The sequence below is a fragment of the Clavibacter michiganensis genome, from assembly GCF_016907085.1.
Lineage (GTDB): Bacteria > Actinomycetota > Actinomycetes > Actinomycetales > Microbacteriaceae > Clavibacter > Clavibacter michiganensis_O.
Genome location: NZ_JAFBBJ010000001.1, coordinates 3,034,374 through 3,047,186, shown reverse-complemented (window position 1 = coordinate 3,047,186; position 12,813 = coordinate 3,034,374). Strand labels below are relative to the sequence as shown.

Genomic DNA, 12,813 nt, shown 5'->3' with positions numbered 1-12,813 from the left:
CACCGCCCGACGCTCACCGAAGGAGCCCCGCGTTGACCACGACGGACATCGTGACGATCGCCACGAGGCCGCGCCTCGAGAACAGGCCGATCCGCAAGATCCTCGCCCGCCCGGAGATCGGCGCCCTCGTGGCCGCCCTCGCCGTGCTGGTGTTCTTCTCCCTCTACACGCCGCAGTTCCTCACCCTCGCCGGCGCGGGCGTGTGGCTCGAGTCGGCATCGACCTTCGGGATCATGGCGGTCGCCGTGGCGATGCTCATGATCGGCGGCGAGTTCGACCTCTCCGCGGGCGTGATGACGGGCTTCTCGGCCCTCGTGGTCGGCATCCTCACGTCGCACTACGGGCTCAGCATCTGGGTCGCCGTGCTGGTCTCGCTCGCGGCGGCGCTCGCGGTCGGCGCGCTGAACGGCTTCCTCGTGATGAAGACGGGCCTGCCGAGCTTCATCGTCACGCTCGGCACGTTCTTCGCGCTCGCGGGCGTCGACCTCGCGGTCACGAAGCTCATCACGGGCCAGGTCGCGATCCAGGGCATGACGAAGGTGCCGTCGTACGACCAGATCCAGCCGATCTTCGGCTCGTCGCTCGAGATCGGCGGCGGCAACTTCTACGTCTCGGTGCTGTGGTGGTTCCTGGTCGCGGCCGTCGCCACGTGGATCCTCCTGCGCACGCGCGCCGGCAACTGGATCTTCGCGGTCGGCGGCGCCAAGGAGTCCGCCCGCCAGGTGGGCGTGCCGGTGTTCAAGACCAAGGTCGGCCTCTTCATGGGCACCGCGGGCGCCGCGTGGCTCGTCGGCATGATCTCCCTGTTCCGCACCTCCACGGTGCAGGCGAACACGGGCGTCGGGCAGGAGTTCATCTACATCATCTGCGCGGTCGTCGGCGGGTGCCTGCTCACGGGCGGCTTCGGCTCGGCCATCGGCGCGGCGCTCGGCGCGCTCATCTACGGCATGGTCTTCCAGGGCATCACGTTCGCCCAGTGGGACACGAACTGGCTCCGCACGATCCTCGGCGTGATGCTCCTCGCGGCGGTGCTGCTGAACAACCTGGTGCGCACGCGGGCGGGAGGCGGACGATGACCACCGAGACGAGCGCGAGCGCGGCGTCCGAGCCCCTGGCCGGCGCGATCCCCGGCGCGGCCGAGGAGGCCGGCGGGCGCCCCACTCCCCCGCTGCCGCCCGCCGGCACGACCATCCTCGAGGTCCGCGACATCGGCAAGTCGTACGGCGCCGTCAACGCGCTCACGGGCGTCTCGACCGTGGTCGCGGCGGGCCAGGTCACGTGCGTGCTCGGCGACAACGGCGCCGGCAAGTCGACCTTCATCAAGATGCTCGCGGGCGTCCACGCGCCGAGCGAGGGCACGATGCTCCTCGACGGCGAGCCCGTGACGCTCGGATCCCCGCGCGCCGCGCTCCAGGCCGGCATCGCGACCGTCTACCAGGACCTCGCGGTCGTGCCGCTCATGCCCGTGTGGCGGAACTTCTTCCTCGGCTCCGAGATCACGACGGGGAAGGGGCCGTTCCGCCGGCTCGACGTGAAGGCCATGAAGGCGATCACGCACGAGCAGCTCGCGCAGATGGGCATCGACCTGCGCGACGTCGACCAGCCCATCGGCACGCTCTCCGGCGGCGAGCGCCAGTGCGTCGCCATCGCCCGGGCCGTGCACTTCGGCGCCCGCGTGCTGATCCTCGACGAGCCGACCGCGGCCCTCGGCGTGAAGCAGTCGGGCGTGGTGCTGCGGTACATCGCGCGGTCGCGCGACCGGGGCCTCGGCGTGGTGTTCATCACGCACAACCCGCACCACGCGTTCCCGGTGGGCGACCGGTTCCTGCTGCTCAACCGCGGATCCAGCCTCGGCACGTTCGAGAAGGACGAGATCACGCTGGGTGAGCTCACGAGCCTCATGGCCGGCGGCGCCGAGCTCGACTCGCTGGCGCACGAGCTCGCGCGCGACCCGGGCCCGGAGGGAGCCGCACCGGCGGGCCGCTGACGAGCCGCATGCCAGGATGAGGCGTTGACCTGACCTACGAGGGAGCGATCGACGTGACGCAACCGGAGCAGATCCTGCCCCCCGACCTGTTCCTCGCGCTCGACCGCTCGGGCCCGGTGCCCCTCTACTACCAGGTGGCCAACCTGCTGGAGACGGCGATCCACGACGGCACGCTGCCGGCCGGCGCCCGGCTCGAGAACGAGATCGCGCTCGGCGCCCGGCTCGGGCTCTCGCGCCCGACCATCCGCCGGGCGATCCAGGACCTCGTCGACAAGGGCCTGCTCGTGCGCCGCCGCGGCATCGGCACGCAGGTCGTGCACGGCCGGGTCACCCGCAACGTCGAGCTCACGAGCCTCTACGAGGACCTCGAGCGGCAGGGCCAGACGCCGCGCACGGAGATGCTGTCGTCGTCGCGGGGCGAGGCCGACGAGAAGGTCGCCGAGGCGCTGGGCGTCGAGGTCGGCAGCCCGGTGCTGCACCTCACCCGGCTGCGCACCGCGGACGGCGTGCCGCTCGCGGTCCTCGACAACGTGCTCCCGGAGCCGTTCGTCGACCTGGATCCGGACGACCTCGCCACCCACGGGCTCTACCAGCTGCTGCGCGGCCGCGGCGTGATCATGCGGGTCGCGAAGCAGCGCATCGGCGCGCGGGCGGCCACGGCGTCCGAGGCGCGCCTGCTCGACCTGCCGCGCGGCGGCGCCGTGCTCACGATGTCGCGCACGGCGTTCGACAGCTCGGGCCGCGCCGTCGAGTACGGGCAGCACTGCTACCGACCCGACCTGTACTCGTTCGAGATCACGCTCGTCGACCGGTAGGCGCGTAGCCGGTCGGACACGGAGAGGTCAAGGGGTCAGGTCGGATCCGATGCGATCCCGCGATCCTCATTAGCGTCATCCGAAGGATCGTGTACCCGCACGTACCCGGAGGAACCCGTCCTCGGCCCATCCCCGTCGGTCGAGGCACGGCTACCCACCCGCGGCGAACCCGGATGACGCCGCGGGAGGAGCCCGGGATGACGCCACCCCCGCGTCGTCCCGGGTTCCCCAGCGCCCGCGCCCCGTCCGCGTCGCGTCCGCCCATGGTCGCCGGATCCAATATCCTATAGGATCTCCTCACGTGCTCGATGAGGAGGACACACGGATGACCCGGCTCTGGAACGACCCCGCCGACTTCGCCGACGACATGACGGCGGGCTTCGTCCGCGCCAACGGGCGATGGGTCCGGCGCGTGCACGGCGGCGTCTCCCGCTCGACCCGCTCGGCGGAGGCCGAGGTGGCGGTCGTCATCGGCGGCGGATCCGGCCACTACCCCGCGTTCGGCGGGCTCGTCGGGCCGGGCCTCGCGCACGGCGCCGCGATGGGCAACCTCTTCGCATCTCCCTCCGCGCACCAGGTCGAGTCGGTGATCCGCTCGAGCGAGCAGGGCCGCGGCGCTCTCCTCCTCTACGGCAACTACGCGGGCGACGTGCTGCACTTCGACGACGCGCAGGAGCGCGTGCGCGGCGACGGGATCGACTGCCGCACGGTCGTCGTGACGGACGACATCTTCAGCGCATCCCCCGACGAGCAGGCGAAGCGCCGGGGCATCGCGGGCGACCTCACCGTGTTCAAGGCGGCGGGCGCCGCATCCGTCGCGGGCTACGACCTCGACGACACGGAGCGCGTCGCCCGGCTCGCGAACGCGCGCACCCGCTCGATGGGCGTCGCCTTCACGGGCTGCACCCTTCCGGGCGCGGACGAGCCGCTGTTCTCGGTGCCGGAGGGGCGCATGGCGATCGGGCTCGGGATCCACGGCGAGCCCGGCATCGACGAGACCGACATCCCGTCGGCCGACGGCCTGGCCGAGCTGTTCGTGACGCAGCTGCTCGCCGAAGCGGAGATCCCGGAGGGCGTCGAGGTCCGCGGAGCCCGCGTCGTGCCCGTGCTCAACGGCCTCGGATCGGTGAAGACCGAGGAGCTGTTCGTCGTGTTCACGCGCGTGGCGGACCTGCTCGAGGAGGCCGGGATCACGCTCGTGGATCCGCAGGTCGGCGAGTTCTGCACCAGCTTCGACATGGCGGGCGCCTCCCTCACGCTCTTCTGGCTCGACGAGGAGCTGGAGCGGCTGTGGACGGCGCCCGCCGACACCCCGGCGTTCCGCAGCGGTGCCTTCGACGGATCCGCGCTCCAGCCGGTCGACGCGCGCGAGGACGACGAGGTCGACGCCGCGATCCCCGACGCGAGCGACGCGTCGCGGGAGGCCGCCGGGCGGATCGCCGCGGCGCTCGACGCCGTGCACGCGGTCGTCGCGGAGCACGCGGACGAGCTCGGCCGCCTCGACGCGGTCGCGGGCGACGGCGACCACGGCATCGGCATGCTCCGCGGATCCCGTGCCGCGTCCGAGCGGGCGGCCGCTGCGATCGCGCAGGGCGCTGGCGCGCGCACCGCGCTCCGGCTCGCGGGCGACGCGTGGTCGGACAAGGGCGGCGGTACCTCGGGCGCGCTGTGGGGGCTCATCCTGCAGGCGGTCGGCGACGCGCTCGACGACGAGGGCGCGGATCCCGTGACCGCCGACCGGGTGGCCCGCGGCGTGGGCGCCGCGCGCGATGCGGTCATGGGCCACGGGAAGGCCGCGCTCGGCGACAAGACGATGGTCGACGCGCTCGTGCCGTTCGCCGACGCGCTCGCCGAGCGGGTCGGATCCGGCGCCACGCTCGCCGACGCCTGGGCCGCCGCGAGCGACGCCGCCCACGGGGCCGCCGACGCGACCGCCGCCATGAAGCCCGGCATCGGGCGCGCCCGCTCCCACGGCGAGCGCTCCGTGGGCACCGCCGACCCGGGCGCGATCTCGCTCGCGCTCATCGCCGCGGCCGTCGGCCGCGCCATCGCCGACCGGTGAGACCCGGCGACACCATCAGCACGTTCAGCACCACCATGAGGAGGACCGGATGACCAGGACCTGGCGCATCGTCGTCGGCGCGGACGACGCGGGATACGAGCACAAGGAGGCCATCAAGGCCGACCTCGAGGCGAGCGGCCTCGTCGCGTCGGTGGTGGACGTGGGCGTCGACGCCGACGGCCACACCGCCTACCCGACCGTCGCGACCACCGCGGCCGAGATGGTCGCGCGCGGCGAGGCCGACCGGGCCGTGCTGATCTGCGGCACGGGCCTCGGCATGGCCATCGCGGCGAACAAGGTGGCCGGCGTCCGCGCCGTCACCGCGCACGACGGCTTCTCGGTGGAGCGCAGCGTGCTGTCGAACGACGCGCAGGTGCTCTGCATGGGGCAGCGGGTCGTCGGGCTGGAGCTCGCGCGGCGGAACGTGCGCGAGTGGCTGACGTACGAGTTCGACACCTCGAGCCCGTCGAACGACAAGGTCGACGAGATCCGCGCGTACGAGGCGAAGTAGGGCCGTGCCCGCGCAGCCGGCGGTGATCGGCGTGAGCCTGAAGATGTACCTCGGGCACGCCGAGACGCTCGCGTGGTGCGAGGCCGTCGCGGCCGTCGCGCGTGCGCACCCGGCGACGACGCGCGGCGAGGCCGAGCTCGTGGTGCTGCCGTCGTACCTGTCGGTGCCGGCCGCCGTCGGGATCCTCGACGGGCTCGCCGCCGTGGGCGCGCAGGATCTCGCGGCCGATGACGCCGGCGCGTTCACCGGCGAGGTCTCGGGCGGGCAGATCCGGGAGCTCGGCGCGACGTTCGTCGAGGTCGGGCACGCCGAGCGGCGGCGGCTCTTCGGCGAGACGGACGAGGTGGTGCGGCGGAAGGCCGACCGGGCCCTGGCGTCCGCCCTGGTGCCCCTCCTCTGCGTCGGCGAGGAGGACGGGCGCGATCCCGCCGACGCGGCCCGGGAGTGCATCCGCCAGCTCGACGACGCGCTCGCCCTGGCCGCCGAGCGCGGGCACGGCGGGCGGATCGTGGTCGCGTACGAGCCGCAGTGGGCGATCGGCGCGGCCGAGCCGGCCTCGGACGCGCACATCCGTGCGGTGTGCCGGGAGCTGCGCGCCCGCGTGCGGTCGCTCGACGCGCACCCGGGATCCGCGGTCGTCTACGGCGGCAGCGCGGGACCCGGCCTCCTCACCCGCATCGGCGACGACGTGGACGGCCTCTTCCTCGGCCGGTTCGCGCACGACCCGCGGGCCGTCGCGGCGATCCTCGACGAGGTGCACGCGCGCGCCGCGGCCCGGCCGGCGTCCGACGCCTCCCGCTGACGGCAGACTGTCCTGGTGACCACCGGCCTCCCGCTCGACGCGACCGCGATGCCCGCCCGGCAGGGCCTGCGCGACCGCGTCTACGACCTCGTGCTCGACATGCTCATGGGATCCGCGATGGAGCCCGGCTCCCGCCTCGCCATCGACCAGATCGCGCGCGACCTGCACGTCTCGCCCACGCCGGTGCGCGAGGCGCTCGTGCAGCTGGAGCGCACCGGGCTCGTCGCCCGCGAGGCGCACAAGGGCTACCGCGTGGCGCCGCCCATCGCGGGCGAGCAGCTCGAGGCGCTGTTCGACGCGCGGATCGTGCTCGAGGGCGGGGCGACGGCGCTGGCCGCCGCGGATCCGGCGCGCCTCGTGCCCGCTCTCGAGGACGCCCTCGCCGCGCATGAGGAGACGACCCGCCGGGTGCGCGCGGCGACGGGCGACGGCGAGATGCCGGTCGGCCTCATCCGCGAGTACTTCGTCGTGGACTGGGACTTCCACCACCGCATCTTCGAGGCGACCGGCAACCCGTTCCTCCTCGACATGTCCGAGGCGATCTCCACGCGCGTCCACCGCATGCGCCAGACCATGCGCACGGGCGTCCACGACGCGGACGACGCCGTGCACGAGCACCGCGCGATCATCGCCGCGGTCGCGGAGGGTCCGGAGGCCGCCGCTGCGGCGATGCGGGCGCACATCGAGCGGGTGCGGGAGCGGTCCAGGCGGGACGCGGACGCGGACGACGCGACGACCGACTAGCCGCAGCCCTCAGGACCGCTCGAACCGCTGCTCCCCCACGACGCCGAGCAACCCCAGCGCCTCCGCCGCCCCTGATCCCGGCAGCGGGGTCAGCACGAGCAGCACCTGCGACTGGTCCTCCGTGAAGAGCGCCTGGCAGTGCACCTCGATCTCGCCCACCTCGGGATGCACCAGGGTCTTCCGCTCGTCGAACCGGTTGCCGACCTCCTGCAGGTCCCAGTAGCGGCGGAACTCCGCGCTCGTGGCGAGCAGGCTCGCGAGCACCTCGGCGGCGAGCGGATCCGGGTCCGCCTGCGACGCCGCCACCCGCAGCTGGGCGACCTGGAGCCGCCCCTGCCGCTCGTGGTCGCGAGCCGGGTAGTGCCCGCGCTCCTCGGGGTGGGCGAACCAGCGGTGCACGCCGCTGCGGTCGAGGCCCGTCCACGTCGTGTCGTCGCCGAAGAGGGCGGAGGCGAGGCGGTTCTGCGCGAGCGTCTCGCCGAGCTCGGTGATGACCAGGGCGGGCGTGTCGTCGAGGCGGTCGAGCACGCGCATCAGGCCGGGGCTGACGTGCGGCGACAGCCGGGCCCGCCGCGGCGTCACATGGCCGGCGAGGCGGAACAGGTGGTCGCGCTCGTCGAGGCCGAGGCGGAGCCCGCGGGCGATGGCCGTGAGCATCTGGTTGGAGGGCTGCGGACCACGGCGCTGCTCGAGCCGCGCCCAGTAGTCGGCCGACATGCCGACCACGGCCGCGATCTCCTCGCGGCGGAGGCCCGCGGTGCGGCGACGGGCGCCCGGGGGCAGGCCCACGTCGGAGGGCCGCAGCGCCTCGCGCCTGGCGCGGAGGAACTCGGCGAGCGCGGGACGGTCCATGGCCCCATCCTCGCCCCTGGTGCGCCGCGCATCCAGGGACCGCCGCTCCCCCGATGCGCGCTCCCTTCCCGGCCGGCCGCGTCCGACGCAGGCTGGACGACGACGGGGCGCACGGCCCCGCAGAGGAGGCACCATGAAGACCAGCGGCAGCACCGTCCTGATCACCGGAGCGACGTCGGGCATCGGCCTCGGCCTCGCCGAGCGCCTGCAGGCCCGCGGCGACACCGTCATCGTCGCCGGCCGCCGCCGGGCGCTGCTCGACGACATCGTCGCCACGCACCCCGGGATGCACGCCGTCGAGCTCGACGTCACGGATCCCGCATCCATCGCCGCGGCCGCAGAACGAGTGACCCGCGAGCACCCCGACCTCGACGCCGTCGTCACGATGGCCGGAGTCATGCTCCCCGAGGACCTGCGCGACCCGGCGCACCTCGAGGTCGCGGAGTCGACCATCACGACGAACCTGCTCGGCACGATCCGCACGGCCGCGGCCTTCGGGCCCTGGCTCGCGACGAAGCCCGACGGCGTGCTCATGACCGTGTCCTCGGGGCTGGCCTCCGTGCCGCTGCCGGCCACCCCGACGTACTCCGCCACGAAGGCCGCCGTGCACTCGTTCACGCAGAGCCTGCGCGTGCAGTGTGCAGCCACGCCCCTGCAGGTGATCGAGCTCGTGCCGCCCGCGGTGCGCACGACCCTCATGGGGCAGCAGGACGAGGAGTCGGCGATGCCGCTGGACGAGTTCCTCGACGAGGTGATGCAGATCCTCGAGGGGCAGCCCGAGGTGGAGGAGGTGCTGGTCGACCGCGTGCGGTTCCTCCGCGACGCGGAGGCCGAGGGGCGCCACGCGGACGTCCTCGCGCTGCTCGCGCAGCGGACGCACTGAGGCAGGGGCGCTCGCGGGCCGGTACCGCACGGCAGCTAGCCGATCGGTGCCGGCCCCAGCTCGTCCATCAGCTGCTTGATCGCGACGTAGGCCTTGTTGCGGTACGCGACGAGCGCCGCGGTGCGCTCGGCGGGCACGTCGAGGTAGCCGGATCCGGTCTTCGTGCCGTACTCGCCCGCGTCCACGTGCGCCTGGAGCGAGGCCGGCGTCGCGAACCGCTCGGGCCAGCGGGTCTGGAGCGACGCGTAGCAGAACGCGTACACGTCGAGGCCGGCCATGTCGGCGATCGCGAACGGGCCGAAGACCGGCAGGCGGAAGCCGAAGGTCGTGCGGACGATCGTGTCGATGTCCTCGGGGGTCGCGATTCCCTCCTCCACGATCTGCGTCGCCTCGTGGAAGAGCGCGTACTGCAGGCGGTTGAGCACGAAGCCCGTGGAGTCGGTGACGCGCGCGGTCTCCTTGCCCGTGGCCGCGACGATCTCCTCGGCCATCGCGACGGCCGACTCGTCCGTGCCCGCGTGCGGGATCAGCTCGACGCCCGGGATGAAGGGCGCCGGGTTCGAGAAGTGCACGCCGAGGAACCGCTCCGGGTTCGTGACGGCCTCGGCGAGCGAGCCGATGAGGATGGTGGAGGTGTTGGATCCGATGACCGCGTCGGGCCGGGCCGCCGCCGAGATCCGCCGCAGCGTCGCGTGCTTGATCTCGAGCTTCTCCGGCACGGCCTCCTCGATGAAGTCGGCGTCGGCGACGGCCTCCTCGATGGACGCGGCGGGCGTCACCGCCTGGCGGATCCGCTCCACGGCGTCGGCGGGGAACAGGCCGTCCGCGACGAACCTCGCCGCCTCCTCCAGCAGGCGCGCGTGGTTGGCGACGGCGATCTCCTCCGAGATGTCGGCGATGCGCACCGTCGCGCCCGCGAGCGCGAGCACCTGCGCGATGCCGCCGCCCATGTACCCGGATCCGACGATGGCGATGCGGCGTGCGGTGCTGTGCTGGCCGGTCATGGTGCCTCTCCCTGTGCGTCGCGCGTCTGCGGCAGCAGCGTGCGGATGTAGTCGCGGTTCTCCGCGCAGACGCCGAGGCTGTCGCCGCCGTACTGCTCGGTGAGGATGATCCCGTCGAAGCCGAGCTCGACCGCGTCGCGGATCACCTGCCGGTAGTCGATGAGGCCGGCCTTCATGGTGGTGGGCACGCTGGTCGCCCAGCTGCCGTCGGCGGCCTCGTCGCGCATGTAGTTCTTCACGTGCCAGTAGTTGGCGTACGGCAGCGTCTTCGCGTACAGCTCGCGCCAGCTCTCCACCGGGCGGTGCAGGCGGATGAGGTTCGCGACGTCGGGGTTGAGCCCCACGTTGTCGAGGCCGATCTCCTCCACGAGCCGCACGGCGCTGTCGGCCGTGCCGAGGTAGGTGTCCTCGTACATCTCGAGCGCCATCCGGAGACCCAGCTGCGCCGCGTGCCGGCCGAGCTCGCGGAGGCGCGTGACGGCGGCGTCCCAGACCTCGGGGTCGTCGGGGTCCTTCGGGCCCTCGGCGGTCCAGAACCACAGCGCCTTCCGCTGCGCGTCGCTGAACGGCTGGTGCAGGCCGGTCGAGAACACCTCCATGCCCATCTCGGCGATCGCGTCGATGGTGCGGTGCGCGTAGGCGAGGTTCTTCTCCTCATGCCCGGGCATGATCACGCTCTGCCGCTGCAGGTGCACAGAAGGGATGCCGACGCCGTGCGCGCGGGCGACGGAGACGAGCTCGTCGCGGCGGGAGGGCTCGAGGTCGGCAGGCCGCACGTGGCTGTCGGCGAGCTCGGCGAGCGTGAAGCCCTCGCGGGCGATGTCGGCGAACATGCGATCCCAGACCGCCGCGTCCGCGTCGTGCAGGGCGGTGCCGTCACGGCCGACGGTGGCGAAGGAGTGCAAGCAGGTGGCGATGGGCCAGTCCGCGGCGGCGAACGCCGGCTCGGGGGTCGTCGCGGGCGTGTCCGGCATGCTGCTCCATCGCGGTCGTCGGGTCCCGGATGCCCGGGATCCAGATCCTATAGGAAATAGCATCCTGGCGCCCGGTCCCCCTCCCGACGCGTGGCGCGGCGCGGCGCGGCGCGGGACGGTCAGCGCCGGGTCGCCGCGGCGGCCTCCCAGACGGCCGTGGTGATGAATCCCCCGTCCGTCGCCCAGCGACCGCGGAGGACCTGGAGGCGGTCGAGGCCGACGAGCGGGCCGGGGACGAGGAGGCGCGCGTCGAAGGTGCCGGCGCGCGCGTCGAGCTCGAGGTCGCACTCCAGGAAGTCCAACCACGAGCGGGCGAGCGGGAACCACGCCTTGAAGACGCTCTCCTTCGCGCTGAACACCACCCGGTCCCACGCGATGGACGGCTGGATGCGGCCCAGCTCCTCCAACCGCCCCCGCTCGGCAGGCGACATGACGAGCTCCGCGACCCCCTCCGGCAGCGGCGCGTGCAGCTCCACGTCGATGCCCAGGGTGAGGATGTCGTCGGAGCTGGCGACGGCGGCGGCGCGACGGCCGCGGCAGTGCGTCATGCTCCCCACCACGCCGGCGGGCCACACCGGCTCGCGGCCCGGCCCGGGGACGATGGCGACTGGCGGATGCCCGAGGCGGGCCAGGGCACGTCGCGCGCAGGCCCGGACGGTGAAGAACTCCTCCCGCCTCACGGGCACGGCCCGCGCGACGGCCGCGCGTTCCGCGTCGAACGGCGAGGTGCTGTCGGCGTCGTCCGTCGCGACCTCCACCTCGACCGCGCTCGGCAGCAACGAGCGGAAGCCGTGCGTCATGCCCGCGGGGTCCTGCCGCGGCGTCGCGCGACGCGGACGGCTGCTCGGCATGGGTGGTGGCTCATGGTCCCTCGGGTGGGTGCCTGCGCACGGGGCGGACGGATCGCGCGCGCCGCCCCGATGTCACGCGGGTCCGCGAGCGGGGTCGGCACGCCGACCGATCCAGGGGAATCTACCGGAGATCCGACGGCCCCTCGGGTCCCTGGCTCCCGGCGACCCCGCGTCAGCCGCGCCGCGGTCGATAGACGACCGTCTGTGGAGACACGCCTCCGCGGGATGGACGCGCTCCTCAGTCTCGAGCCCCACCCGAGAACGGAGCACCATCACCATGCCATCCACCACGCCCTCGACCCGATCCTCGCGTCGCATCCGTCGAGCCGGGACCGTCGCCGCCGCCGCGGCCGTCGCACTCTCCGCCACCTTCGGCCTCGGCATCGGGCCGGCGTCCGCGGCCCCGGCGACCACCCCCATCGACGCATCCCAGACCACCGTCCCGGGGGCCAAGCCGGGACCGGCGGCCAAGTGGCCCGGCCCGCTGTACCGGTTCGTGTTCGGGACGCACTGGACCCCCGGGGGGCAGAACATCCGCTCCTTCCTCGTCCAGGGCTACTCGGTCAGGCCGGGTGGGCTGGCCTTCAACGACGTCGACGAGTGCGTCTCGTACTCCGGCTACAACAACAGGATCGACGACGTCCGCTACGTGGGCGTCGTCCTGCCGCAGATCTACGACACCACCGTCACCAGCTTCTCCGAACCCCACTGCACCGGCTTCGACTACGGGAGGATCGGCGGACGCGGTCCGATCGACAGGGCGACCCTCGACTGGACGCTCTTCACGCGCCACGTGCCGGCTCCTCGGTAGCAGGACCCGCACCGACCGACGGCCGACGCCTCCCCCGCGGAGACGTCGGCCGTCGGCCGTGAGCACGACTCATCGCCGTCAGCCGAGCAGCGGCCGCTGCGCCCTCTTCCGCTCGACGTACTCCGCGTGCGCCGCCTGCGTCGACGGCATCTCGGAGACGCCGGGGACGGGCACGTCCCACCAGCCCTCGCCGTCCGGGCCGTAGACGAGCGGGTCGGACTCGACGTGGATCACGGTGGTGCGGTCGGACGCCTTCGCGCGCCGCACGGCGTCGCCGAGGTCGCGGGTGGCGTCGGGGCCGGGCGCGACCTCGATCACATCCACGCCGTAGCTGCGCGCGTTCGCCGCGAGGTCGACGGGCAGCGGCTCGCGCCCCTCGAAGTTCCGCGTCGCCGGGTCGAGCTGGCGGTACCGGGTGCCGAAGCGCTCGGTGCCGACCGTCTCGGAGCAGCCAGGCAAAGTACGACTTCACACTGCGCGTGGCCTCACCGCTACTGAGAGCAGGTGGCGTACATAC

Annotated in this window: 13 protein-coding genes and 1 pseudogene; 9 read left to right on the top strand and 5 right to left on the bottom strand. The window is 73.4% G+C overall.

Annotation, left to right across the window (positions count from 1 at the left end):
• Positions 1-32 precede the first annotated feature (32 nt).
• From JOE38_RS14480 to JOE38_RS14450, 7 genes are all read left to right on the top strand, one after another.
• Positions 33-1,076 carry an ABC transporter permease gene (locus tag JOE38_RS14480; protein ID WP_204576902.1) on the top strand — a complete coding sequence of 348 codons (1,044 nt, stop codon included), beginning with the start codon at positions 33-35 and terminating at the stop codon, positions 1,074-1,076.
• Positions 1,073-1,987 (top strand): ATP-binding cassette domain-containing protein, encoded by a 915-nt coding sequence (locus tag JOE38_RS14475; protein WP_204576901.1) that lies wholly within the window; start codon positions 1,073-1,075, stop codon positions 1,985-1,987. The genes JOE38_RS14480 and JOE38_RS14475 overlap by 4 nt, the downstream gene beginning before the upstream one ends.
• Before the next feature lie 53 nt (positions 1,988-2,040).
• Positions 2,041-2,802, top strand: coding sequence for a GntR family transcriptional regulator (locus tag JOE38_RS14470; protein ID WP_204576900.1), 762 nt, complete (start codon positions 2,041-2,043; stop codon positions 2,800-2,802).
• A gap of 325 nt (positions 2,803-3,127) precedes the next feature.
• Positions 3,128-4,864, top strand: coding sequence for a dihydroxyacetone kinase family protein (locus JOE38_RS14465; RefSeq protein ID WP_204576899.1), 1,737 nt, complete (start codon positions 3,128-3,130; stop codon positions 4,862-4,864).
• A 49-nt stretch (positions 4,865-4,913) separates the two neighbouring features.
• Complete coding sequence (locus tag JOE38_RS14460; RefSeq protein WP_204576898.1) at positions 4,914-5,375, top strand: ribose-5-phosphate isomerase; 462 nt, start codon at positions 4,914-4,916, stop codon at positions 5,373-5,375.
• Between the two features lie 4 nt (positions 5,376-5,379).
• The gene (locus JOE38_RS14455; RefSeq protein ID WP_307838893.1) at positions 5,380-6,177 is read left to right on the top strand and encodes a triose-phosphate isomerase family protein; all 798 of its coding nucleotides are present in this window, start codon (positions 5,380-5,382) and stop codon (positions 6,175-6,177) included.
• 15 nt (positions 6,178-6,192) lie between these two features.
• Positions 6,193-6,921: a GntR family transcriptional regulator gene (locus JOE38_RS14450; RefSeq protein WP_307838892.1), complete on the top strand. Its 729-nt coding sequence runs from the start codon at positions 6,193-6,195 to the stop codon at positions 6,919-6,921.
• A 9-nt stretch (positions 6,922-6,930) separates the two neighbouring features.
• Here the strand turns inward: JOE38_RS14450 and JOE38_RS14445 are convergent, their stop codons facing one another.
• The gene (locus JOE38_RS14445; RefSeq protein WP_204576897.1) at positions 6,931-7,773 is read right to left on the bottom strand and encodes a helix-turn-helix transcriptional regulator; all 843 of its coding nucleotides are present in this window, start codon (positions 7,771-7,773) and stop codon (positions 6,931-6,933) included.
• 133 nt (positions 7,774-7,906) lie between these two features.
• Here JOE38_RS14445 and JOE38_RS14440 point away from each other — a divergent pair, with 133 nt between their 5' ends.
• Entirely contained in the window at positions 7,907-8,656 is a 750-nt protein-coding gene (locus JOE38_RS14440; RefSeq protein WP_204576896.1) for an SDR family oxidoreductase, read from the top strand.
• Between the two features lie 35 nt (positions 8,657-8,691).
• Here the strand turns inward: JOE38_RS14440 and JOE38_RS14435 are convergent, their stop codons facing one another.
• From JOE38_RS14435 to JOE38_RS14425, 3 genes are all read right to left on the bottom strand, one after another.
• Positions 8,692-9,660 carry a 3-hydroxyacyl-CoA dehydrogenase family protein gene (locus JOE38_RS14435; RefSeq protein ID WP_204576895.1) on the bottom strand — a complete coding sequence of 323 codons (969 nt, stop codon included), beginning with the start codon at positions 9,658-9,660 and terminating at the stop codon, positions 8,692-8,694.
• On the bottom strand, positions 9,657-10,634 hold the full coding sequence (locus JOE38_RS14430) for a sugar phosphate isomerase/epimerase family protein (RefSeq protein ID WP_204576894.1): 978 nt from the start codon (positions 10,632-10,634) through the stop codon (positions 9,657-9,659). Before JOE38_RS14430 ends, JOE38_RS14435 begins: the two co-directional genes overlap by 4 nt.
• Before the next feature lie 119 nt (positions 10,635-10,753).
• Complete coding sequence (locus JOE38_RS14425; RefSeq protein ID WP_204576893.1) at positions 10,754-11,485, bottom strand: 4'-phosphopantetheinyl transferase family protein; 732 nt, start codon at positions 11,483-11,485, stop codon at positions 10,754-10,756.
• A gap of 277 nt (positions 11,486-11,762) precedes the next feature.
• On the opposite strand from JOE38_RS14425, the gene JOE38_RS14420 reads away from it, so the two are divergent.
• A complete protein-coding gene (locus tag JOE38_RS14420; RefSeq protein ID WP_204576892.1) occupies positions 11,763-12,296 on the top strand; it encodes a hypothetical protein in 534 nt (177 codons plus the stop codon).
• Positions 12,297-12,374: 78 nt separating this feature from the next.
• Here JOE38_RS14420 and JOE38_RS14415 read toward each other — a convergent pair.
• Positions 12,375-12,743, bottom strand: a pseudogene (locus tag JOE38_RS14415) (3D-(3,5/4)-trihydroxycyclohexane-1,2-dione acylhydrolase (decyclizing)); the annotation flags it as partial.
• Positions 12,744-12,813: the final 70 nt, after the last annotated feature.